The sequence below is a fragment of the Nocardia sp. NPDC060259 genome, from assembly GCF_042728775.1.
Classification (GTDB): domain Bacteria; phylum Actinomycetota; class Actinomycetes; order Mycobacteriales; family Mycobacteriaceae; genus Nocardia.
This window is the reverse complement of record NZ_JBHXAY010000078.1, coordinates 3,580-29,189: the sequence shown is the minus strand read 5'-3', so window position 1 is coordinate 29,189 and position 25,610 is coordinate 3,580. Positions and strand designations below refer to the sequence as shown.

The window sequence follows — 25,610 nt, the reverse complement described above, 5'->3', positions numbered from 1 at the left end:
TCACTCGTGTTCGCTGCGCTCGAAGGCCATGCGCACAAGTTCGTCGGTGTCCATCGCCAAGATGGCTTCGCTTGCGTCGTCGAATCCGGGCAGCTCGGTCGCGCCCGCGCCGAGGTCGAGCAGCAGGTCCAGCAATCCCGCCTGACGCAACCTGGCAACCGGGATGTCGCGCAGCGCTTCCCGGACAGCGGCTTCTTCCGGGTCTGCGGGCGGCTCGGTGGCCGGCTCGAGCACCAGCTCCGACGCCAGATATCGCGCCAAGGCGAGCGCGGTCGGATGGTCGAAGACAATCGTGGTCGGCAATGCCGCACCGGTCGCCGCCCCGAGCCGATTCCGGAGTTCGACCGCGGTGAGGGAGACCAGTCCGAGATCGAGCAGCTTGCTCTCGGGGTCTACCGCGGCCGGGTCGTTGTGCCCGAGCACCGCGGCGGCCTCGACACACACCAGCTCGAGCAACCTGCGTTCTCGTTCCAGCGGCGCGTACTCGGCGAGTTCAGCGGACAGGGCCGTGCGCACCGAGTCGGCGCCGACCATGTCGGCGCCCGCCATCAGCTCGCCCGCCGCCTCGGGGATTGCGGCCAGCAAGGGACTCGGCCGCGCCGACGTGAACACCGGTGCGAAGAGCCGCCAATCCAGGTCCGCGACCGTCGAGCAGGTCTCGTCCCGCTCGACGGCGGCCACCATCGCGACAATGGCCCGATCTGCCGCCATCGCTCGAATCCCCTGGCGCGCCAGCAGATCTCCCGCTCCGGCGATCATCCCGACGGTCCAGCTGCCCCACGCGATGGAGGTGGCCGGTCTGCCGTCGGCGCGACGGCGCAGGGCCAGTCCGTCCAGGTAGGCGTTCGCCGCCGCGTACGCCGCGTTCTCGGTGCTGCCCCAGGAAGCGGCGCCAGAGGAGAAGAGCACGAAAGCGTCCAGATCCGTGGTCAGCTCATCCAGATGCACGGCGCCGAGGACCTTCGCCGCCTGCGCGGCCGCCAGTTCAGCGGCCGTCAGCTCCGCGACAGGACCGCGGTGGTTGACCCCAGCGGCATGGATCACCGCCGAGAGCGGAGCGTCGGCCGGAACGGCGGACAGGACGGCAGCGAGCTGTTCGCGATCGGCCACGTCGCACGCGGCGATCGTCACCGCGGCGCCCAACGCACGAAGCTCGGCGGTGAGCTCCTCGGCACCCGGCGCACCGGCACCGCGGCGACTGGTGAGAACCAGCTGAGCGGCGCCGGCCCCCGCGGCCCATCGGGCCACCTGGGCGCCCACTTCTCCGGTACCGCCCGTGATCAATACCGTGCCGCGGGGCCGCCACTCGCGCACCCGCGGCGAATCGGCCAGCGGCACCCGGATCAGGCGACGCCCTGCGACACCGTGGGCGCGCACCGCGAGTTGGTCCTCGCTCGACGAGCTCAACAGCGCGGTGGCGACCTCCACAGCGTGGTCGCCGAGCTCAACGCCGCAGTCGAGGAGCCCGCCGAAGGTCCGGGGGTGCTCGAGTGCGAGCACCCGGCCGAGCCCCCAGACCTGTGCTTGTTCCGGTGATACCGGCGCATCCGTTGCTCCGGTGGAGACCGCCGACCGGGTCGAGAACCACAGGCGGCCGGGGACCTGCGCATCGATCCAGGCCTGCGCGACTGTCACCGCGAAGACCAGTGGTTCGGCGAGTTCCGCGCGTCCACCGTCCTCGGGGACCAAGGCCAGGACGCCATCGACACGCTCGAGCGCACGGAAGCGTTCAGCCAGCGCGGGTCGATCGACCACACCGTCGGGGAGCTCGATGGTCAGTAGTCGCGCCCCACTCGCGCCGAGCGCACGCACCACCGGGGCGAAGGGCTCGTTGTCGCTTCCCGCGCGCGACAGCACCAGCCACGTCGCGGTCCGCTGTTTCGCCGCAGCCGAGTGGACCGGCACCCAGGATTCCCGGTATCGCCACGTGTCGACGACACCCTCGCTCCGGGTACGGCGACGCCACTCCGACAGCGCGGTGACGAACTCTGGCACCCCGGCCCCGGCCGGTTCGATGTCCAGCAGCGTCGCGAGGGAATCCAGATCCCGCGCTTCGATGTTCCGCCAGAAGTCGGCCGTTACCGGATCTTCCTGTGGCAGCGTGTCTTCCCGCGCCTGCGTCGCCAGCCAGAACCGGCGACGCTCGAACGCGTAGGTCGGCAACTCGACGATCCGGCCGCTCGGGAACAGCGGATCCCAGCGCACGGGTCCCCCGTGCGCATGGACCTGCGCCAGCGAGGTGACAAGCCGCGTCGGCCCCCCGTCGTCACGACGCAATGTCCCGGTGGCGACCACGTCGGCACCTTCGGCCTCCGCGACCTGCTCGACACCGAAGGTCAGGACGGGATGCGCACTGTTCTCGATGAAGAACCGGTATCCCTCGCGCACCAGCGATTCGATCGCCGCCGCGAATTCCACCGGCCGCCGCAGATTCTCGATCCAGTAGGCCGCGTCGAGCTCCGCTCCGTCCAGAAACTCACCACGGACCGTGGAGAAGACCGGGATTCGTCCGCGGCGCGGCGCGATCCCCGCCAGCGTGTGTGCCAGATCCGCGGCGACCGCGTCCACCTGCACGGAGTGCGAGGCGTAGTCCACTTCGATCCTGCGTGCGCGTACCTCGGCGGCGGCGCATTCGGCGAGCAGCGCGTCCAAAGCGGTGTTCTCGCCCGAAACCACAGTCAGCTCGGGACCGTTGATCGCCGCCACCGACAGCCGCCCGTCGAACCGGGCGATCAGTTCCGACACCCGCCGGGCAGGCAGCGCGACCGAGACCATCCCGCCCCGGCCCGCCAGGCGCTCCGCGATCAGTCGGCTGCGGCCGACGACCACGCGTACGGCATCGTCCAGCGACAGGGCACCGGCCACGTATGCCGCCGCGATCTCGCCCTGCGAGTGGCCGACCACCGCCTGCGGGATCACACCGAACGACTCCCACACCGCCGCGAGCGACACCATCACCGCGAACGACGCGGGCTGAACGACATCCACCCGGTCCAGGGAGGCGTTGTCGCCGGCGGTGATCACGTCCAGCAGGGACCACCCGGTCACCGCATCCATCGCCGCGGCGCACTCGGCCATGCGCGCTGCGAAAACCTCGGAGAAACCGAGTAGGGCACGCCCCATACCGACCCATTGCGAGCCCTGACCAGGGAATACGAACGCTATCTGGCCGGGACGGGACACACCCGTGACAACATTCGGCGCACCGGTGTGGTCGGTGATCGCCGCCAGACCCGCGCAAAGCTCCACCACCCCTCGTCCGATCACCACCGCACGATGGGGCAGATTCGCGCGTGCCACATCCAGCGAATGCGCCACATCAGACGTCGCGGCGTCCGTGTCCGCGAGGAACGCCGAGAGTCGTGTGGCCTGTGCCGCCAGCGCGGTCCTCGACCGCGCGGACACCAGAATCGGTACCACCACGGCATCGTCCTGATCGACGGCAGGCACCGCGGGCACCTGCGCCTGCTCCAGAATCACGTGCGCGTTGGTGCCGGAAACCCCGAAAGACGACACTCCGGCCCGCCGGGGTCTGCCCAGCTCGGGCCACGGACGCGACTCCGTGAGCAACTCCACGCCGCCGCTTGACCAATCCACCTGTGCGGTGGGCGTATCCACGTGCAGTGTCCTCGGCAACACCCCGCGTCGGATCGCCTCGACCATCTTGATCACACCGGCGACACCCGCAGCCGCCTGCGTGTGACCGATATTGGATTTGATCGAACCCAGGTGGAGCGGATGAGCCCGGTCCCGGCCGTAGGTCGCCAACAACGCCTGGGCCTCGATCGGATCACCCAGGGTGGTGCCGGTACCGTGTGCCTCCACCACGTCGACGTCAGCGGCGGACAACCCCGCGCTGTCGAGGGCCTGCCAGATGACCCGCTGTTGCGAAGGCCCGTTCGGTGCGGTCAATCCATTCGACGCCCCGTCTTGATTGACCGCGCTGCCGCGCACCACGGCCAGCACCGGATGCTCATTGCGCAGTGCGTCGGAGAGCCGTTCCAGCAACAGCACTCCGGCGCCCTCGCCGAACACCGTGCCGTTCGCGCCCGCCGCGAACGGCCGGCACCGCGCATCGCGGGAGATGCCGTCCTGCCGCGAGAACTCGGTGAACACGCTCGGGGTGGCGAGAACCGTCACCCCGGCAGCGAGGGCGAGCCCGCATTCCCGGTTGCGTAGCGCGTTCACCGCGAGATGCAGGCTCACGAGCGAGGACGAGCAGGCGGTGTCGATGGTGACCGCGGGGCCCTCCAGCCCGAAGCTATAGGCCACCCGGCCGGACACCACACTGCCGGACGTGCCGGTGGCCAGAAAGGCGGCGACCTCTTCCGGGACCGTGGCGGCACCGGCCGCGTAGTCGTGGTACATCACACCGGCGAAGACACCGGTCCGGCTGCCGCGCACCGAGAGTGGGTCGATCCCCGCCCGCTCGAACGCCTCCCACGACAGTTCCAGCAGCAACCGCTGCTGGGGATCCATCGCCAACGCCTCGCGTGGCGAGATGCCGAACAGTTCGGGATCGAAGTCGCCTGCGCCGTCGATGAATCCACCCGCGCCATCCTGCGTGCCGGTGAACGCCGACCAACCGCGGTCCGCCGGAAATCCGCTGATCGCGTCACGGCCTTCGACGACCAGATCCCAGAGATCGCCGGGAGATTCGACACCGCCCGGATACCGGCAACTCATCGCGACGATCGCGATCGGCTCCCGTGCCGCCGCCTCGGTGTCGGCGAGATGCTGTTTGGTCTGCAGCAATTCGGTGGTGGCACGCCGCAGGTAGGTGCGCAGCTTCTCCTCGCCGTCCATTACGTCCCCCATCAGACTGTTCCCAGGTTGTCGTCGAGCAGGTCGAAGAGCTCGTCATCGCTAGCGGTGGTGAGATCGGCTGCCGCGGGCGACGCGGCCACGTCGTCTCCCCACCCGTCCGCGAGCGCGCGCAGGCGGACACGGGTCTTCGATTGATCCGATCCGGCCGACTGCTGTTCCCGCAGCAGCGCTTCGAGGAGATCCAGGTGAGCGCCGAGTTCGGTACCGACATCGGCGCCGAGCCCCAGTTCCCGGTCGAGATGCGCCGCCAGCGCCGTCGACGTCGGATGGTCGAAGACGAGCGTCGGGGGCAGAGTGAGCCCGGTGCGTATCGCGATCCGGTTACGCAGATCCACCGCGGCGAGCGAATCGAACCCCAGATCTCGGAACGACTGGCCGGCATCTACCGCGTCCGACGTCGAATGGCCCAGTACCGCGGCCACTTCGGCCCGCACGGTTCTGCCGAGCTCCGCCAGCCGGCGTTCCGGCGTCATCCGGGCCAACCTGTGCATCAGGGCATCCGGCTGCTCGCCCTCTCCGGCCGCTACCCGCCTGCCCGAGCCTCGCACGACCGAGCGCAGCAGTGGCGGGATCGGACCCTCGATGGCGGGCAGCCGCATCGGCACCAGCAGGGCCGCGTCGATCGAGGCCGCGGCGTCGAAAAGACGCAGTCCCTCGCCTACCGACAACGAGTTCGCCGAGCCGGCCTGACCGCCGGCCCACATTCCGGCATCCCAGCGGCCCCATGCCAACGAGATCGCGGGCAGTCCCGCGGCCACCCGCCGGTGCGCGAGCGCATCGAGGAACGCGTTGGCGGCGGCATAGTTCGCCTGCCCCGGGGTACCGAAAACACCTGCCGCGGAGGAGAACAGCACAAAGGCGGTCAGCGGCATCCCGGCGGTCAGCTCGTGCAGGTTCCATGCCGCATCGACCTTGGGACGCAAGACGTTCGAGACCCGATCCGGTGTCATCGCGGTCACCACACCGTCGTCCAGGACGCCTGCCGCATGCACGACACCGGTGAGCCGCACGCCATCGAGTAGACGGCTGACGGCCGATCGGTCCGACAGGTCACATGCCGCGATTCGGACCGATGCGCCGAGCCCGGTCAGTTCGTCGGACAGTTCACCGGCCCCCGGTGCGTCAGCGCCCCGTCGGCTCGTCAGAAGCAGTTCCCGGACACCGTGGACGGTGACCAGATGCCGAGCGACCTCGGCTCCCAGCGCACCGGTAGCGCCGGTGACGAGCACCGTACCGCTCGGATCCCACGCGAATTCGGCCCGCTGACTCGATATCGCAGGCAACAGCCGGGGCGAGTGCAGCGCGTCGCCGCGAATCCTGGTCTGCGGCTGTCCCGTGTGGATCGCCGCGGACAGCGTCGCGCCCGTGAGTCGATCCCAGTCCACGAGCGTGAACCTGCCTGGGTGTTCGGCCTGCGCGGACCGGAGGAAACCCTGAACCGCCGCGCCCGGCAGGCTGCCGGACTCGGTGAGAACCACCAGCCGCGACCGCGCGAATCGCGGATCGGTCACCCACGTGTGCACGAGCCTGGAGATCCGCGCCACGGACTCGTGCGTATCCGTCACCGGATCCGCCGCGTCACCGATCGTGACCAGCACGACATCCGGAGTCGCGTCGACTTCGGAAAGATCTGCGACACAACGCACTTCGTCGCCGTCGCGCCGCAGGGCCTCGGGCACCGCGTTGCTGTCGTCACCGAGTACCAGCCAGGAACGGTCCCGGCCCGCGGCGGCCGATACCGGCGTCTCGGTCCAGTCGACCCGGTACATCGCATCGATCGCGGCGGCTCTCGGCGCGAGCTGCTCGGTGTCGACAGGACGCAGGGTCACGCTGTCCACGGTCGCCACCGGAGCTCCGGACGGGTCGGCCATGCGCACCGCGAATCCATTGTCCGCCCGTGTGATCGCCACCCGCAGTACCCGCGCGCCGGTCGCGTGCAGCGATACTCCGCTCCACGAGAACGGAACATGGACGCCCGCCGTCGGCGATAGCTCCGCACCGAGCGCCGCGCCGTGCAGTGCGGCATCCAGCAACGCCGGATGCAGGATGAACGTGTCCGCCGCGAGATCATCGGGCAGCGCCACCTCGGCGAAGAGATCGCCGCCACGCCGCCACGCCGCCCGGACCCCGCGGAACGCGGGACCGTAGTCCAGGCCCGCTGTCGACAGGTTTCGATACAGCTCCGGCACATCCAGCACCGTCGCCTCGACCGGCGGCCACTCCGTCGGCGCCGATTCGGGGTCGTCGCCCCCTGACCGCGCCGTAGCGGTGACGTGCCGAGTCCACGGCTCGTCGGCGCCGGCCTCTTCCGGCCGGGAGTGCACGGTGATCACGCGGCGACCGGTATCCGCCGCCTCGCCGACGGATACCCGGAGCTGAACCGCGACGGTCAGCACCAGCGGAGCTTCCAGCATCAGTTCCTCCAGCAGGTCACAACCGACCTGATCCGCGGCACGCACGACGAATTCGACGAACACGGCACCGGGGACCACCACCAGACCCCCTACCCGGTGATCCCGCAGCCACGGCTGACCATCGAGCGACAGGCGACCGGTGAACAACACCGCACCGGAATCCGGCAGGGACACCGCGGCGGAGAGCACCGGGTGGGCTGTCGCGCTGACGCCGTAACCCGCGGCGTCGGTGAGTTTCGGCCCGCCCTGTGGCCAATACCTGCTGCGCTGGAACGCGTACGTCGGTAGTGACACCGAGCGGGTCGCCGCGGGCAGGGCCGCCCGCCAGTCGACCGGCCTGCCACCGACCTGCAGCTCCGCGAGTGAGGTCAGCAGTCTGCGCATCCCACCGTCGTCACGGCGCAGGGTTCCGACCGTGACCAGATCCGCGTCGAGCTGGTCGATGCCCGCGATCAACAGTGGGTGCGGGCTGATCTCGACGAAGAACCGGAACTCGGCATCGACGAGCGTCCGCAGCACCGGCTCGAACAACACCGTCTGCCGGAGGTTCCGATACCAATAGTCGGCACCGAGCTCCGAACCGTCGATGACCCCACCTGTCACCGTGGAGAACACCGTGATCGTGCTCGGCCTGGCCGAAATCCCCGTGAGCAGCTCGGCCAGTTCGGCCGCCAGCGGCTCGACATGGCGGGAGTGCGACGCGTAGTCGATACCGATCCGGCGAGTCCGGATCCCCCGCTCCGCGCAGGCTTCGATCAATTCGTCGAGCTCGGCGTTGCCACCGGAGACCGAGGTCAGCTCTGGACCGTTCACCCCACCGATATCCAGCCCGGACCCGATGGCGTCGAGCAGGCGCCGCGTCTCGTCGACCGACAGCGCGACCGAGACCATGCCGCTGTGGCCGGACAACCGGTCCGCGATCAGCTTGCTGCGCAGCACGGCGATTCGAGCGGCGTCGGAGAGACTCAGTGCCCCCGCGAAACACGCCGCGGCGAGCTCGCCCTGCGAATGTCCGACGACCACGTCGGGCTCGACCGCGTGTGCTCGCCATACCTCCGCGAGTGAGACGAGGATCGCGAACCACACCGGCTGCAGAATGTCGGTGCGTTCCAGCGGCGGCGCGCCGTCGGCGCCGCGCACCACATCGAGCAGCGACCAACCGGAGACCGGATCCATCGCCGCGGCGCATTCGGCCATGCGCGCCGCGAAGACCGGTGAACGCTCCAGCAGTTCCCGCCCCATCCCGGCCCACTGTGACCCTTGGCCGGGGAAGACGAAGACGGTCTTGCCGTCGCGAGCCCGCCCACCGCCGCGGATGAGTCCCGGCGCGGAATCACCGGACGCCAGGTCCGACAGTCCGGAGGCTATCTCGGCACGAGTCTCCCCGACGACGACAGCCCGGTGGTCGAACACGGCCCTGGTGGTGGCCACGGCGCGCGCCAGATCGGCCGGACCGACCGAGGCATCGTCTCGAAGCAGCGCCGAGAGTCGATCCGCCTGTGCGCGAAGCGATTCGGGCGATCGCGCGGATACCGGCAAGGCGACGGCCGACCGCGAGGCATCGGGCTCGAAGACCTCGGGCTCGGCGACCGGAGTCGCAGCCACCTGCTCCAGGATCACATGCGCGTTGGTGCCGCTGAAACCGAAGGACGACACCGCGGCCCGACGCGGGCGACTCGATTCCGGCCACGTCTTGGCCTCGGTGAGCAGCTCCACCGCGCCCGTCGACCAGTCGACATGCGGTGTCGGCTGGTCGACGTGCAGCGTGCGCGGCATGACGCCGTGTCGCATCGCCTGCACCACCTTGATCACGCCGGCGACACCGGCGGCCGCCTGGGTGTGACCGATGTTCGACTTCAGGGAACCCAGCTGGAGCGGCCGATCGTTCGGCCGGGCACTGCCGTAGGTGGCCAGCAGTGCTTGCGCCTCGATGGGATCGCCCAGCGTTGTGCCGGTTCCGTGCGCCTCGACCAGGTCCACGTCGGCGGTGGACAGCCCCGCGTTGGCCAGTGCCTGACGGATGACGCGTTGCTGCGCCGGACCGTTCGGCGCGGTGAGCCCGTTCGAGGCTCCGTCCTGGTTGGTCGCCGAGCCACGGACCACGGCCAGCACGGGGTGACCTTGGCGACGGGCATCAGCCAGTCGCTCCACGAGCAGCACCCCGACACCCTCGGACCATCCGGTTCCATCGGCACTCGCCGCGAACGCCTTGCATCGGCCGTCGGCGGCGAGACCGCTCTGGCGCGAGAATTCCGCGAACGGGCCTGGCGTCGCCATGACCGTCACACCGCCGGCCAGTGCCATCGTGCATTCTCCGGACCGCAATGCCTGCGCGGCGAGATGCAGCGCGACCAGCGAGGACGAACACGCCGTGTCCACCGTGACCGCGGGCCCTTCGAGACCGAACGTGTACGCGATTCGACCCGATGCCACGCTCGCCGAGCCGCCGGTCCCGAGATAGCCGACGAGGTCGTCGTCGTCCTGCACCAAACCGGTGTAGTCGTGGTACATCACACCGGTGAAGACCCCGGTGCGACTGCCCTTCAGCGTGCCGGGATCGATTCCGGCGCGCTCGAACGTCTCCCAGGTGGTCTCGAGCAACAACCGCTGCTGAGGGTCCATCGCCAGGGCCTCGCGTGGCGAAATGCCGAAGAAACCCGCATCGAAATCGGCGACGTCGTACAGGAATCCGCCGTGTCGAACCATGTCCTGGCTCGATGGGACCCGCCAACCGCGATCGTCCGGGAACACCGCGACCGCGTCGGTGCCGTCCACGACGAGCTGCCACAGCTCCTCGGGTGAGGTGACGCCACCCGGATAGCGACAGGCCATCGCGACGATGGCGATCGGTTCGTCGAGTTCGGCGGCCGGCTCGGCCGTGGATTCGGCACGCACCGCGTCCTCGGCAGGCCGGTCGAACAGCTCGCCCTGCAGGTACAGCGCCAGGGACGCGACCGCCGGATAGTCGAATACCAGGGTCGAGGGCAGGCGCAGACCGGTCGCCGCACCGATCCGATTACGGAACTCCACCGAGATCAGCGAGTCGAAGCCGAGATCGGCGAACGACGCGTCGCGCTCGATCGACGGCGTGCCATCGTGCCCGAGGACGGCGGCGGCGTGCTCCCGAATCAGGTCGAGCAGTGCGTCCAACCGCTCCGTCGGCCGCAGGCCGGACAACCGGCCGGTGAGTACTCGACCGCCGTCTCCGGCGGCGGCGACCCGCCGGTTGCTCGTGGGAACAAGGTGACGTAGTAGCGCCGGAACCGTCGGCTGAGCACGCATCGCCGCGAGGTCGAGGCGAGCGGGCATGAGCACCGTGTCGTCGAGCGCGAGCGCACGGTCGAACAGCGCGAGGCCTTCGGACTCGGTCAGTGCCGCGACTCCGGAACGGTCATGGCGGGTCCGCACCGCGTCGTCGAGACGGGTGGCCATTCCACCGTCCCACAGCCCCCAGGCCAGCGATTTCGCCGAGAGGCCGTGCCGTACGCGAGAATGCGCGAGCGCGTCGAGAGCCGCGTTGGCGGCCGCGTAGTTGGCCTGACCCGGGTTGCCCACGATGCCCGCCGCGGACGAGAACAGCACGAACGCGGCGAGATCATGATCGAGTGTCAACTCGTGCAGATCGACCGCGGCCATGACCTTCGGCGCGAGCACGGCGGCGAGCCGGTCCGGAGTCAGAGCGGTGACCACACCGTCGTCGACCACACCGGCGGTGTGCACGACCGCGATCAGCGGGTGCGCGTCCGGAATCGACGACACGACCTTCGCGAGCTCGTCGCGATCCGTGACGTCGCATGCCGCCACCCGTACCTCGGCGCCGAGGGAGGTCAACTCGGCCGCCAGCTCGGCCGCGCCAGGGGCCTCCGGGCCACGCCTGCCGATGAGCACGAGGTTGCCGACGTTGTAGGCGCGCACCAGGTGCCGCGCGACGGCCGCGCCCAGGCTGCCGGTGCCACCCGTGATCAACACGGTTCCGTTCGGGTCCAGCTCGAGCGTGCTCGCTTCGGCCGCGGGTACTCGGACGAGTCGTGGAACATAGATACTGCCGGCTCGCACCGCACACTGTGGCTCGTCCGTGTCCGGTACCACGACGAGATCATCTCGGCTGTCGATCAGCCGGAATCGGCCTGGATGCTCGGCCTGCGCCGAGCGCACCAACCCCCACACCGCGGCCGCGGCCGGATCGATGCTGGAGTCGTCACCGACCAGCGCCGCCCCACTGGTCACGATGACCAGTTCGGAATCACGCAGTCGATCGTCGGCGAGCCACCGCTGTATCACGCTCAGCGCGCGGTCCGTGGCCGCGGCGATCGCCCCGGCGAGATCGGCGTCGGCGGAAGCGGAGGCGAAGTCGACGGCGAACCGAGGCGGAATCGGGCCACCCGCGGCGATGTCGTCGAACAACCCCGACAATCCGGAATGACGACGAAGCCCCTCCGCCGTCGGCGCCGTCGTTGGGGACCATTCGACCCGGAACAGGGAATCACCGGTCGCGCTCAGCTGCCGACGATCGACCGGACGAAGCGTGAGCGTGTCCACCCGGAACACGGGTTGTCCGTCCGGATCAACGGCGGAGACGGTCAGTGCGCCCGGACCGTTCGGGGTGATCCGAACCCGCAGCCGCTCGGCGCCGACCGCGAACAAGGACACCCCGTTCCAGGCGAAGGGTAGCCAGGTACCCTCGCCCACAGGTCCGAGATCGGCCGCGCCTGCCCCGTGCAGCGCCGCATCGAGCAGTACCGGGTGCACAGCGAAACGTCCGGCCGCGTCGGACATTTCGTCGGGCAGCTCCACCTCGGCGAAGACCTCGCCGCCGCTGGTCCAGGCTGCCCGGACACCACGGAACGATGAGCCGTAGTGCAGCCCGCCCGCGGCGAATCCCGCGTACAGCTCATCGACCGGCAGGGCGATGGCGCCCGCGGGGGGCCACACCACGCTCTCGGTTGCCCCGGATCGGGAGTCGCGAGTCAGCAGTCCGGTGGCATGCCGGGTCCAGGGCGAATCGTCGTCACGGCGGGAGTAGAGGTTCACAGCGCGGTCCCCGCTCTCGGTGGGCGGGTCGACCACCAACTGGACCTCGAGACCACCGGTCTCCGGAAGGAGCATCGGGGCCGCCATCGTCAATTCGGCGACCTGCGGGCAGCCGATTCGAGCACCCGCGGCCAGCGCCAATTCGACCTGCACGGCACCCGGCACGACCGCGGTACCGGAGACTTCGTGATCGGCCAGCCAGGCATGCGTCCTGCGTGCCCACCGACCCGACATGATGAGCGTGTCGGGTTCGGCGAGAGAGACTGCCGTACCGAGCAGTGGATGGCCACCCGTAGCAGATCCGCCCGCAGGCAACGGCGCCTGCGACGGCCAGTAACGACGATGCTGGAACGGGTAGGTCGGCAGATCCACACGTCTCCGGTGCCCGGCTGGGAAATGCTCGGTCCACGCCACGCGCACGCCGTGTGTGTGCAGTCGGCCGAGCGCCGAGTACAAGGTGTCGAGCTCCGGACGATCCGATCGCAGCGCCGCCACGGCGAGCACCTCACCCGCGTTCTCGTGGACGAGGGCGGTCAGCGTTCCGCCCGGCCCCAGCTCCAGAAACGCCGTGACCCCCTCACCCACAAGCGCCGCGGCACCATCACCGAAACGCACCGTCTCCCGCACCTGCCGCACCCAATACCCCGGCTCGCACACCTCCCCCGACACCAACCCACCAGTCACATTCGACACCAACCCGAAACGGGGAGCACCGAACTCGACCCCCGCGCAAACCTCGGCGAACTCCTCGAGCATCGGCTCCATCAACACCGAATGAAACGCATGCGACACCCGCAACCGCGACACCCGACGACCCAAACCCCGGAAATGCTCCACCACCGACTCCACCGCACCACCCACACCCGAAACCACCACCGACTCCGGACCATTCACCGCCGCGATACCCACACCCTCCGACAACACCGCCAATACCTCGGGCTCCGAGGCCTGCACCGCCACCATCACCCCACCCGACGGCAACCCCTGCATCAACCGACCCCGCGCCACCACCAACCGCGCCGCATCCCCCACCGAGAACACACCCGCCACACACGCCGCGGTGATTTCACCCACCGAATGACCCATCACGAAATCCGGTACCACACCCAAAGACTCGACCAACCCGAACAACGCCGACTCGACCGCGAACAACGCCGGCTGCGCGAACTCGGTCCGCCCCAAAACCCCCTCGTCACCCTCGAAAACAATGTCTCGCAACGACCGGCCCAACAACGGATCCACCACCGCGCACACCTCGTCGAACACCGACGCGAACACCGGAAACGCCGCATACAACTCACGACCCATCCCCACCCGCTGCGAACCCTGACCCGAGAACAACACAGCCGAGCGACCTTCCGGCACGATCGCCGTTGTCTCGCCGGTCGCCACTCGCCGCAACCCCCCGATCAGGTCGTCCCGGTCCCGTCCCGCCACCACGGCCCGGTGGTCGAGCGCCGCGCGGCCGGTGGCCAGTGACCACGCCAGATCGGTCACGGCCACGTCTCGATCGGACTCGATCAACGACAGGATCCGCAGGGCCTGCGCTCGCAGTGCCGCGGACGTCTTGCCGGCGAGCAGCAGTGGCGTTCTCGGCAAGTCGGCGGAAGTCCCTGGGTCGGTCCGGGGCCCCTGCTCCAGCACGACATGTGCGTTGGTCCCGCTGAACCCGAACGACGACACTCCGGCTCGGCGCGGCCGTCCTTCCTCGGGCCACGCGCGGGCCTCTGTCACCAGTTCCACCGCGCCCGAGGCCCAGTCGACGTGTGACGTCGGTTCATCCACGTGCAGCGTCGCGGGCAGCGTCGCGTTGCGCATCGCCTGGACCATCTTGATGATTCCGGCAACGCCGGCGGCGGCCTGGGTGTGACCGATGTTCGACTTGATCGATCCCAGCGCCAGTGGCCGGGTGCGCTCCCTGCCGTAGGTGGCCAGCAATGCCTGAGCCTCGATCGGATCGCCCAGCGTCGTTCCGGTCCCGTGCGCCTCCACCGCGTCCACGTCCGCGGCGGACAACCCCGCGTTGGCCAGCGCCTGCTGGATGACGCGCTGCTGTGCGGGCCCATTCGGCGCGGTCAGTCCGTTGGACGCGCCGTCGGAGTTCACGGCGGTGCCCCGCACCACGGCGAGCACCGGATGTCCGTTGCGTCGCGCGTCCGAAAGCCGTTCCAGCAGAAGCAGTCCTACGCCCTCCGACCAGCTGGTGCCATCCGCGCTGTCCGCGAACGACTTGCACCGGCCGTCGGGAGCCAGCCCCCGCTGTCTGCTGAATCCGATGAACGACACCGGGGTCGACATCACGGTGACACCACCGGCGAGAGCGAGCGAGCATTCACCGTTCCGCAGCGCCTGCGCCGCCAGATGTACCGCGACCAGCGACGATGAGCACGCTGTATCGATGGTCACCGCTGGGCCTTCCAACCCGAACGTGTAGGCGACCCGCCCCGACACCACGCTGGCGGCGGTGCCGGCGCCCGCGTGCCCGGACAGCTCGTCGGCTCCCTCCTGGAACAGACTCGCGTAGTCCCCGTACATCACGCCCGCGAAGACTCCGGTGCTGCTGCCACGCAGTGATACCGGGTCGATTCCACCCCGTTCGAAAGCCTCCCAGGTGGTTTCGAGCAGCAGCCGCTGCTGCGGATCCATCGCGATCGCTTCGCGTGGGGAGATACCGAAGAGCGCCGGATCGAAATCGGCCACGTCGTCGAGAAACCCGCCCTCGCACGTGTAGCTGGTGTTGGGTCGTGCGCCGGTGGGGTCGTACAGAGCCTCGGTATCCCAGCCGCGGTCGACCGGGAAATCGGAGATGGCGTCACGCTCGGCGGCAAGCAGGTCCCACAGGTCCTCCGGCGACCGCACTCCACCGGGATAGCGGCAGCTCATCGCCACAATGGCGATCGGCTCGTCCACCGGCGTCGCGGTCGCGCGAAGCGGTGCGAGATCGGAGCTCCGGTCGAGCAAGGTGTCGAGAACGAACTCGGCGAGCGCGTTCGGTGTGGGATGGTCGAAAACCATGGTGGGCGGCAGGCGAAGGTCGGTCACCGCGCCGAGCCGGTTACGAAGTTCGACCGCGGTGAGCGAATCGAAGCCGAGATCGGCGAAAGGACGGTTCGGGTCGATCGCACCGGCACCCTCGTGTCCCAGTACCGCCGCAACCTGGGTTCGGATCAGGTCAACGACCCTGCGCCGCTGCTCATCCGGGCTCGCGCCCGCGAGCACCAGCCGGGAACGCCGGGACCCGCGCCGGGATCCAGCGCCGATCAGGGACCGTAGCAGGGGTGATGAATCCGACCGCAGAGCCGTGAAATCCAGCCTGACCGGTAGTGGAGCCGGGTCGCCGGTCCGCATCGCCAGGTCGAACAGAGTCGTGCCCAGTGCCGCCGAGATCGGCTGAACGCCCGCCTGCCTCGACCGGCGGATCTGGGTTTCGTCCAGCGTCGCCGCCATTCCCGCGTCACCCTCCCAGGGACCCCAGCCCAGCGCGGACGCGGGCAGACCCTGTGCCCTCCGCCAGCTGGCGAAGGCGTTCAGGAACGCGTTGGCAGCGGCGTAGTTCGCTTGCCCCGCCCCACCGAAAGTGCCTGCCGCCGAGGAGAACAACACGAACGCGTCCAGGTCGAGCGAGACGGTGAGGTCGTGCAGATGCAGCGCGGCATCGACTTTCGGGCGCATCACCGCGTGCAACCGTTCCGGGGTGAGCGCGGCCACCACGCCGTCGTCGAGCACGCCTGCGGCGTGCACGACCGCGACAAGCGGGCGGTCGGCCGGAATACGGGCGATCAGTGCGGCCAGCGAGTCGCGGTCGGTGACGTCGCAGGGCGCGGCGACCACTTCGGCTCCGAGCTCGGCCAGTTCTGCGATCGCGTCCTCGGAAACGCCGCGACGGCTCACCAGAATCAGGTGGCGTACTCCGTGCTCGACCACCAGGTGCCTGGCGATTTCGGTACCGAGGGCACCGGTGGCACCGGTCAGGAGCACGCTGCCATTCGGGTTCCAGTCCGCCGGTGCGGCGGCCGGAACCTCGGCGCGCCGCAACCGCGGGACCCGGATCGCACCCCCCGACAGGGACAGTTCCGGTTCCTCCTGCTGTGCCAGCGCAGCGGGCAACGCGGACTCGCTCTGCTCGTCGACATCGACAAGCAGCAGCCGACCGGGGTACTCGGCCCTGGCCGCACGGACGAGACCCCATACCGCGGCGTTGCGGAGGTCCACCGTGTCGTGGTCCCCTGCCGCGCCGCGCGTGAGGAAGGCGATCCTTGTCGCGGCGAATCGGTCATCGGCCAGTACTGACTGCAGGTCGTCGAGGGCGCGTGCCGTCTGCGCGCGCGCCGCCACCGCGACATCGGCATCCGAGGAATCGGGCAGGTAGGACAGCACGACCAGATCGGGCACCGGCGCACCGGCATCGATCGCGGCGATCAGTGCCGCCCGGTCGGCGTAACGGCGGCCCGGGAGTTCCGGTGCGTCGCCGACGCTCGCCCATGCGGAGCTGTCGTCGGCCGCTCGGACCGACAGGTTCGTGGCGATCCATTCGACATGAAACAGTGCGTCACGAACGATGGCGGGCAGGCCGCTGGCGAACGGTCGCGTGACGAGTCCACCGATGGAGACGACCGGACTTCCGGCCTGATCGACAGCGTCGACCGCCACACCGTCGCCGGCGGGCGACAATCGGACGCGTAGCAGGTCCGTGTATCCGGTGTGCAGTCGCACATCACGCCACGAGAACGGCAAGCCAAGGGCGCCGTCGCCGGGCATGAGGCCCAGCGCGTGCAACGTCGCGTCGAGCAGGACCGGATGCAGCGCGTAGCGATCGAGATCGGAGACTCGATCCGCGGACAGCATGACCTCCGCGAACAGCTCGGAGCCGCGCTGCCACACCGCACGCAGACCCTGGAACGCCGGACCGTATTCGAGCCCGAGGTCGGCGACGCGATCGTAGAAGTCGGTGATGTCGACGACGGTGGCCCCGCTGGGCGGCCACACCTCCTCGACGAAGCCGGACTCGGTCGCGCCCTCGGCGAGAACCCCGGAAACATGCTGTACCCATGGCGAATCCGCGGCGGCACGGGAATGGATCGTGACCGAGCGACGGCCGTCGGAGTCCGAGGGACCCGCCATGACCTGCAGTTCCACGCCACCGGCGGCGGCCAGTGCCAGCGGTGCCTGGATGGTCAGCTCCGCCAGGTAGTCGGCGCCGACCTGATCCGCCGCCTGGAATGCCAGCTCGACGAACAGCGATCCCGGCACGAACGAGGCGTCGAATACCCGGTGCTCGGCGACCCAGGTCAGCACGTCCGGATCGAGGCTGCCGGTCATGAGGAGTCCATCGGGGTCGGCGAGGGTGACGACCGCACCGAGCACAGGATGGCCGGTGCTCGTCATTCCCACGGCGGTCCGGGACCGGTTCGGCCAGTACCGGCGTCGCTGGAACCCATAGGTGGGCAGGTCGGCACGCCGGCGCGGATCGCCCGGCAGGATCGCCGCCAGGTCGGCCGGAAATCCCCTGGTCTGCAAGTGCGCCAACGCATCGAGGAGCGACTCGGCCTCGGAATGCCCCGGGCGCATGGCCGGTACCACGCAGATGTCGGAGGGCACGACCGCTTGTGCCAGCGCGGTCAGCGTGCCGTCTGGCCCGAGTTCGAGCAACCCGGTGACATTCGCCCGCACCAGCGAGTCCAGGCCGTCCGCGAAGCGAACGGCCTGCCGCGCGTGCCGCACCCAGTACGCGGGCACGCCGAATTCGTCGATCGACATCGATTCGCCGGTCACATTCGAGATCACCGGCACTGTCGCGGTGGAGAACTCGACCTCGGCACACACCGCGGCGAACTCCGCCAGCATGGGATCCATCAGCGGCGAGTGGAACGCGTGCGAAACCCGCAGTAGGCGTGTCTTGCGCCCGAGCGCGGCGAAGTGGGCGACGATCTCCCCGACTTCCGGGTCGCTGCCCGAAACAACCAGTGCCGCTGGACCGTTCACCGCAGCGACCGCTATCGACCCGGACAGCAGCGGGACGACCTCGGCTTCGGTCGCGTGAATCGCCGCCATCACGCCGCCCGCGGGCAGCACCTGCATCAAACGGCCACGCGCGACCACCAGCCGACTCGCGTCCGCGACGGACAGCGCCCCGGCGACGCAGACCGCGGTGATCTCACCGACGGAATGGCCCATCACGATATCCGGTGCGAGACCGAGTGATTCGACGAGGCGGAACAGCGCGTACCCGATCGCGAACAAGCCTGGTTGCGCGAACTCCGTGCGGTTCAGTACCTCCGGATGCTCGGTGTCGAACACGATGTCGCGCAGCGAGGTGCCGAGCAACGGGTCGAGATGTTCGCACGCCTCGTCGAACGCGGCGGCGAATACCGGAAATACCTGGTAGAGATCCCAGCCCATGCCCGCACGCTGCGAACCCTGTCCGCTGAACAGGATTCCCAGCACCGTTCGGCTGTGTGCGGATCCCACGACAACCCCGGGTTCGCCGTCCACGATCGCGGCGAGACCGCGCGACAGTTCCGCCGTGTCGCGTGCCAGCACAACCGCACGCTGCTCGAGGGCCGCGCGGCCACGCAGCAGGGTCCATGCCACATCGGACAGCGCGACCTCGTCGGCGTCGGCGAGATAGGCGGCGAGTCTGGCGGATTGCGCCGACAGCGCCTCCGGGGTCCTACCCGACAAGACGAACGGAAGCAGCGCGTCGATCGGATCGGCGGAGCTCGGCGCGATGTCCAGTGGTGGCTGTTCGATGATGACGTGCGCGTTGGTTCCGGTCACACCGAAGGAGGACACACCGGCCCGCCTCGGATGATCGGTGTCCGGCCACGGCATGGCCGTTGTCACCAGGCTGACCGCGCCCGCCGACCAGTCGACGTGCGGGCTGGGCGCATCGATGTGCAGCGTCTCGGGCACCACCCCGTGGCGTATCGCCTCGATCATCTTGATGATGCCGGCCACCCCGGCGGCTGCCTGGGTATGCCCGATATTCGACTTGATCGATCCGAGGAGCAGCGGACGCTCGGTATCCCTGCCCTGCCCGTAGGTGGCGATCAGGGCCTGCGCCTCGATCGGATCACCGAGCACCGTGCCGGTACCGTGTGCTTCCACCACGTCGACATCCGCGGTGTCGAGCCCCGCCGTCTGCAGCGCATGACGGATCACCCGCTGTTGCGCCGGACCGTTGGGCGCGCTGAGCCCGTTCGACGCGCCGTCCTGATTGATCGCGGAACCTCGCACCACCGCCAGGACGGGATGGCCGTTGCGGCGCGCATCCGAAAGGCGCTCCACCAGAACGAGTCCCACACCTTCGGACCAGCTCGCACCATCGGCGGCGGCCGCGAACGACTTGCATCGGCCGTCCGGTGCCAGGCCCCGCTGCCTGCTGAACTCGATGAACGATGTCGGGGTCGACATCGTCGCGACTCCACCCGCCACCGCGAGTACGCAGTCCCCGCTGCGCAGCGCCTGCACCGCCAGGTGCAGTGCGACCAGGGAGGACGAACACGCCGTATCCACCGTGACCGCGGGCCCTTCCAGGCCGAAGGTATAGGCGATGCGTCCGGTCGCCACGCCACCGGAGGTGCCCATGCCGATGTAGCCGACCAGATCCTCCGAAACATCGGTGAGTCCGAGCGCGTAGTCGTGATTCATGACGCCGGCGAATACTCCGGTCCGACTGCCCCGCAACGACAATGGATCGATCCCGGCCCGTTCGAACAACTCCCAGGACGTCTCGAGCAGCAAGCGCTGCTGTGGGTCCATCGCCAGCGCCTCACGGGGAGAGATCCCGAAGACGTCGGCATCGAAATCCGCGACGTCGTACAGGAACCCGCCCGCGCGGACGTAGCTGGTATCGGAGCGACCGGAGTCGGTATCGAACAGCGCTTCCAGATCCCAGCCCCGGTCGGTGGGGAAGTCCGAGATCACATCGGCGCCTTCGGCGACAACTCGCCAGAGCCCCTCGGCGTCACTGATGCCGCCCGGGTACCGGCAGGCGACCGCGACGATCACGATGGGGTCGTCGAGGTCCGCCGACACGGCCGACGACCGCGACGTCGCGCTCTCGTCGACTCCGGCCAGCTCGGCCAGCAGATACGCGACCAGCGTTTCGGTGTTGGGGTAGTCGAAGATGAGCGTCGCGGGCAACCGAAGCCCCGTCGCGGCATTGAGCCGGTTACGTAGCTCGATCGCGGTCAGCGAGTCGAAGCCCAGCTCGAGGAACGTGCGGCGCGGTTCGAGTACCCGAGCGGAGGTGTAGCCGAGGACGACGGCGACCTGCGCACTGACGACGTCCAGCAGTGCCTTGGCACGCTCCCGCTCCGGCAATCCGGCCAGACGATCAGCGGCGGTGCCTGAGCCCGCGGCCACACTACGCCGCACCACGGTTCGCACCAGCCCGCGCAGGACCGGCGGTACCCAGCCGGATCCGGCGGCCCTGGCACGCAGCCGCGACAAGTCCAGACCGAGAGGCACCACGACGGCGTCCGCACCCGCGACAGCGGCGTCGAAGAGAGACAGTCCCTCGGCGGTCGACAGCGGCACCACGCCGCTGCGCTCGCCACGCTCCCGATCGGCGTCCGCCAGCTGATCCGTCATCCCGCTCGACTGCGCCCACATGCCCCATGCCAGTGTGCGTGCGGGCAGGCCCGCTCCACGCCGCCATTGCGCCAACGCGTCCAGGACCGCGTTCGACGCCGCGTAATTCGCCTGGCCGGGGCTGCCGAGAATTCCGGCGGCGGAGGAGAACATGACGAAGGCCGAGATCGGATGGTCGCGGGTAGCCTCGTGCAACGCGAGGGCGGCGTCCACTTTGGGCCGGAACACCCGGTCGATCCGATCGGGTGTGAGGGACGTGAGCGTGCCGTCGTCGATGACGCCGGCAGCATGCACCACCGCTGTCAGCGGATGCTCCGCGGGAATCGCAGCCACCATGGCGGCGACCGCCGCACGGTCGGCCACATCGCAGGCGACCGATGTCACCCGCGCGCCGAGATCGACGAGTTCGGCAGACAGGTCAGCCGTCGCACCGCTACGGCTGGCCAGTAGCAGGTGACGCACCCCGTATTCGGCAACCAGATGCCGGGCGACGAGCCCGCCGAGCGTACCGCTCGCGCCGGTGACCAGCACCGTTCCGGATCCGAAATCGGCTCTGTCCGCGGTCATCTCGCCAGGTACGCGCTCGAGTCGCGGAAGCCACATGGTGTCACCGCGCACCGCCGCCTGCGATTGCGCGACGGCGGCCCCCGCCCACCTGCTCCAGGAAGCGGGATCACTGTCGGCATCCAGCAATGCGATCCGGTCAGGATGTTCGGACTGCGCGGACCGCACCAGGCCCCAGACCGCGGCGTGAGCCAACCGGGTTGGGCTCTCCGCCGCGGTGACCGCGACCGCGCCGTTGGTCACGAGGAGGAGAACTGACTCGGCGAAACGGGTATCGGTCAGCCAGGCCCGCAACAGTTCCAGCGCGGCGTACGCCACCCGGTGCACATCGTCGACCAGGTCGTCGCCACTGGCTTCCGGTACGGAAGCGATGACCACATCGGGCACCTCGCGCCCGTCCTCGATCGCCGCCGCCAGCTCGGTCAGGTCCGGAAACGCGAGATGTCCGGCATGCTCCACACCGCTGTCGCCGAGAATTACCGGTGCTTTCGGCAATGCTTCCGGCACGGTTCCGATGGCCTGCCATCCGAGCCGGTACAGCGAGGCGGACGTGCCCCGATCGGACAGACCCGCGGCACCGATCGCGCGAACCGCGAGCGACTCGGCGATCACCACCGGTTTCCCTGCACCGTCACACGCCAGGACCGAGATCGCGTCCGCGCCGAGTGCCCCCAGGCGTACCCGGAGTGTCGTCGCGCCGGTCGCCAGCAGCGTCACCGACCGCCAGGAGAACGGGAGTCTGCCCTCGGTCGCGGAGGCCCAGCCGGGCAGGAGCGAGGACGCGTGCAGCGCCGCGTCCAGGAGCGCCGGATGCATGCCGAACCGATCGGCATCCGCGGCGACCTGTTCGGGCAGCGTGACCTCGGCGAACACCTCTGCTTCCCGTAGCCACGCCGCGCGCAATCCCTGAAACGCGGTGCCGTATTCGAAACCCGCTGCGGCCGTGCGCTCGTACAGGTCCGAGACGTCGACCTGCACCGCGCCCGCGGGCGGCCATTCAGTCAATTCGGCCGGGTGGACACCTCGTCCCCCCGCCCCCATGACCCCTGTCGCGTTCCGCACCCAGGACTCGTCGTCACCGTGCGGCGGCTGCGAGTGAACCGAGAACTCGCGCCGTCCAGCGGAATCCGCCGCGGCGACCTCCAGTTGCACCGCGACGCCGCCGTCCCTCGGGATGATCAGCGGCGCTTCGAGGGTGAGCTCCTCGATCTCGCCGCAGCCGAGCTGGTCACCCGCGCGCCATGCCAGTTCGACCAGTCCGGTTCCCGGAACCAGGATGCTGCCGGCCACGGCGTGGTCCGCGAGCCACGGCTGCGTCGCCACCGACAGCCGACCGGTGAACAGCAGTCCCCCCGAATCGGCCAGCACCACCGCTGCGCCCAGCATCGGATGCTCCGCCGAGCGGAGGCCGGCCGATGCGACGTCACCCGCGCCCGCCGCCATTTCGAGCCAGAACCGCTGATGCTCGAACGCGTAGGTCGGCAGGTCGACGCGCGCCCCAGGGCGCTTGTCGAAACTCGGCAGCCAGTCCACCGCCGATCCCGAGGCCCAGGCCTGTCCCAACGACTCCAGCAGCCGCCGGGGACCATCTTCGTCGCGCCGCAGCGTCCCCAGCGCCACCGCGGTCGTCTCGGCCACATCGATCATCTGCTCGATGGCGGGCACCAGGACCGGGTGCGTACTGACCTCGATGAAGGTCCGGTGCGCGGTGGCCAGGAGGGCCTCGATCGCCGGCTGGAGTCGCACCGGCTCACGAAGATTCGCCACCCAGTACGCAGCGTCCAGGTCCACGCCATCGATCACCCGGCCGCGCACGGTCGAGTACAGCGGGATCCGGCCCGGCTGTGGCGCGACACCGGCGAGCGCGTCCAGCAACTCCGCGGAGATGGAGTCGACCTGAGCCGAATGCGACGCGTAGTCCACGTCGATGACCCGGACGCGCACCCCGCGATCACGGCAGTGGGACACGATGTCGTCGAGAGCAAGGCGGTCTCCCGAAATCACCGTGGCCGTCGGGCCGTTCACGGCGGCGATGGACACCTGGTCCGCGAGGTGCGCGATCAGCTCGCCCACCTCGCCGGCGGGCAACGCCACCGACACCATCCCGCCGTGGCCCGCGAGCCGATGAGCGATGAGCCGGCTGCGCCGGACGACGACGTCGACCGCGTCCTCGAGACTCAGTGCGCCCGCCACACAGGCAGCGGCGATCTCGCCCTGCGAATGCCCGACCACCATGTGTGGTGTGACACCGCCTGCCTCCCACACCGCCGCCAGCGACACCATGATCGCGAACGACACCGGCTGGACGACATCGACACGGTCCAGCAGGTTGTCATGCTGTCCCGCGACAACGTCCAGCAACGACCAGTCGGTCGCTGCATCCATCGCCACCGCGCACTCACGCATCCGGGCGGTGAAGACGGCATCAGTGTCAAGCAGGTCGCGGCCCATCCCCATCCATTGCGCGCCCTGACCCGGAAACACGAATACCGTCCGGCCCTCGAGTACCTCGCCGACCACCACACCCGGGGAAGACTCTCCCGTCGCCAGCGCTTCGAGCCCCCGCACGAACTCGGCACGGTGGGAGCCGAGCACTGCCCCACGGTGTTCCAGTGCCGCGCGGCCCGTCACCAATGCCGCGCCGACATCGGCCGGCGCGAGATCGGGTTTCGCACTGATGTATTCACGCAGCCGCTCCGCCTGCGCACGCAGACCGGCCGCGGTTCGGGACGACAGGACCCATACATGGGGTGTGTCAGCGGGCAGATCCTCGGTGGCGCGGCGATCGGATTCCGGTGCCGGCGCCTGTTCCAGGATGACGTGGGCATTGGTCCCGGACACCCCGAACGACGACACCGCGGCACGGCGCGGACGACCCGCTTCCGGCCATGGGCATACCCCGGTGACGAGCTCGACCGCCCCCGATGACCAATCCACCTTCGGACTCGGCTCGTCCGCGTGCAGTGTCGCCGGCACGATCCCGTGCCGCATCGCCTCGACCATCTTGATCACGCCGGCGACACCCGACGCGGCCTGCGTATGCGCGATATTCGACTTGATCGAGCCGAGCAACAGCGGCCGGTCGGCCGGCCGATCTCGACCGTAGGTGGCCAGCAATGCCTGTGCCTCGATCGGGTCGCCCAGCACGGTGCCGGTGCCGTGCGCCTCGACCACATCCACATCGGCGGTTGTCAAACCCGCGTTCTCCAGCGCCTGGCGAACGACCCGCTGCTGAGCCGGGCCGTTCGGCGCCGTCAAGCCATTGGATGCGCCGTCCTGATTCACCGCCGAACCTCGGACGACTGCCAGCACCTGGTGACCATTGCGCTGGGCATCGGAGAGCCGCTCCAACAGCAGCAGGCCCGCTCCCTCACCCCATCCGGTGCCGTCGGCGGCCGAGGAGAACGATTTGCACCGGCCGTCGGCAGCGCCGCCGCCCTGCCGGGACATGGTGACGAATGCCGCGGGTGTCGCCATCACGGTGACGCCGCCGGCGAGCGCCATCGAACACTCCCCCGACCGCAGTGAACGCATCGCGAGATGCATGGCCACGAGCGACGAGGAACACGCCGTATCGACAGTCACCGCGGGCCCTTCCAGCCCGAACGTGTAGGACACCCGTCCCGACGCCACACTGCCGGCGACAGCGGTCGCGAAATGACCTTCGAGTTCGGCGGGGAGTACCGTCCGTGACGCGTAATCGTGGTACATCAGCCCGGCGAAGACACCAGTCTTGCTGCCGCGCAACGACATCGGGTCCAAGCCAGCTCGTTCGAAAACCTCCCACGACAGCTCGAGCAACAACCGCTGCTGCGGATCCATCGCCAAGGCCTCACGCGGCGAGATCCCGAACAGCGCTGGGTCGAAATCACCGGCGTCGTGGAGGAACGCACCGCGATTCGTGGAGGAGGTGCCCGGGCGGCCGGAGTCCGGGTCGAACAGGGTCGCCACGTCCCAGCCGCGGTCGGTGGGGAACTCGGTGACCGCGTCTGTGCCGCGGACCGCCAGCTCCCACAGTCGCTCAGGGGAGTCCGCACCACCGGGGAAGCGGCAGGACATGCCGACGATCGCGATGGGCTCGTGCTCGCTCGCTTCCATGTCGTGAATACGGCGATTGGCCTGCCGCAGGTCCGCCGTCATCCGGCGGAGGTATTCGACAAGCTTCGCTTCGTCCGCCAA

2 protein-coding genes are annotated in these 25,610 nt (G+C 69.3%); both read right to left on the bottom strand.

Annotated elements, in window-relative coordinates; genetic code table 11:
* A complete protein-coding gene (locus tag ACFWF2_RS24345) occupies nt 1-4,818 on the bottom strand; it encodes a type I polyketide synthase (RefSeq protein ID WP_379309755.1) in 4,818 nt (1,605 codons plus the stop codon).
* A complete protein-coding gene (locus ACFWF2_RS24340; protein WP_379309754.1) occupies nt 4,818-25,610 on the bottom strand; it encodes an SDR family NAD(P)-dependent oxidoreductase in 20,793 nt (6,930 codons plus the stop codon). The genes ACFWF2_RS24345 and ACFWF2_RS24340 overlap by 1 nt, the downstream gene beginning before the upstream one ends.

Coding starts and splice junctions, on each gene's coding strand:
- ACFWF2_RS24345 (WP_379309755.1), bottom strand. CDS start 4,818: ATGGGGGACGTAATGGACGGCGAGGAGAAGCTGCGCACCTACCTGCGG.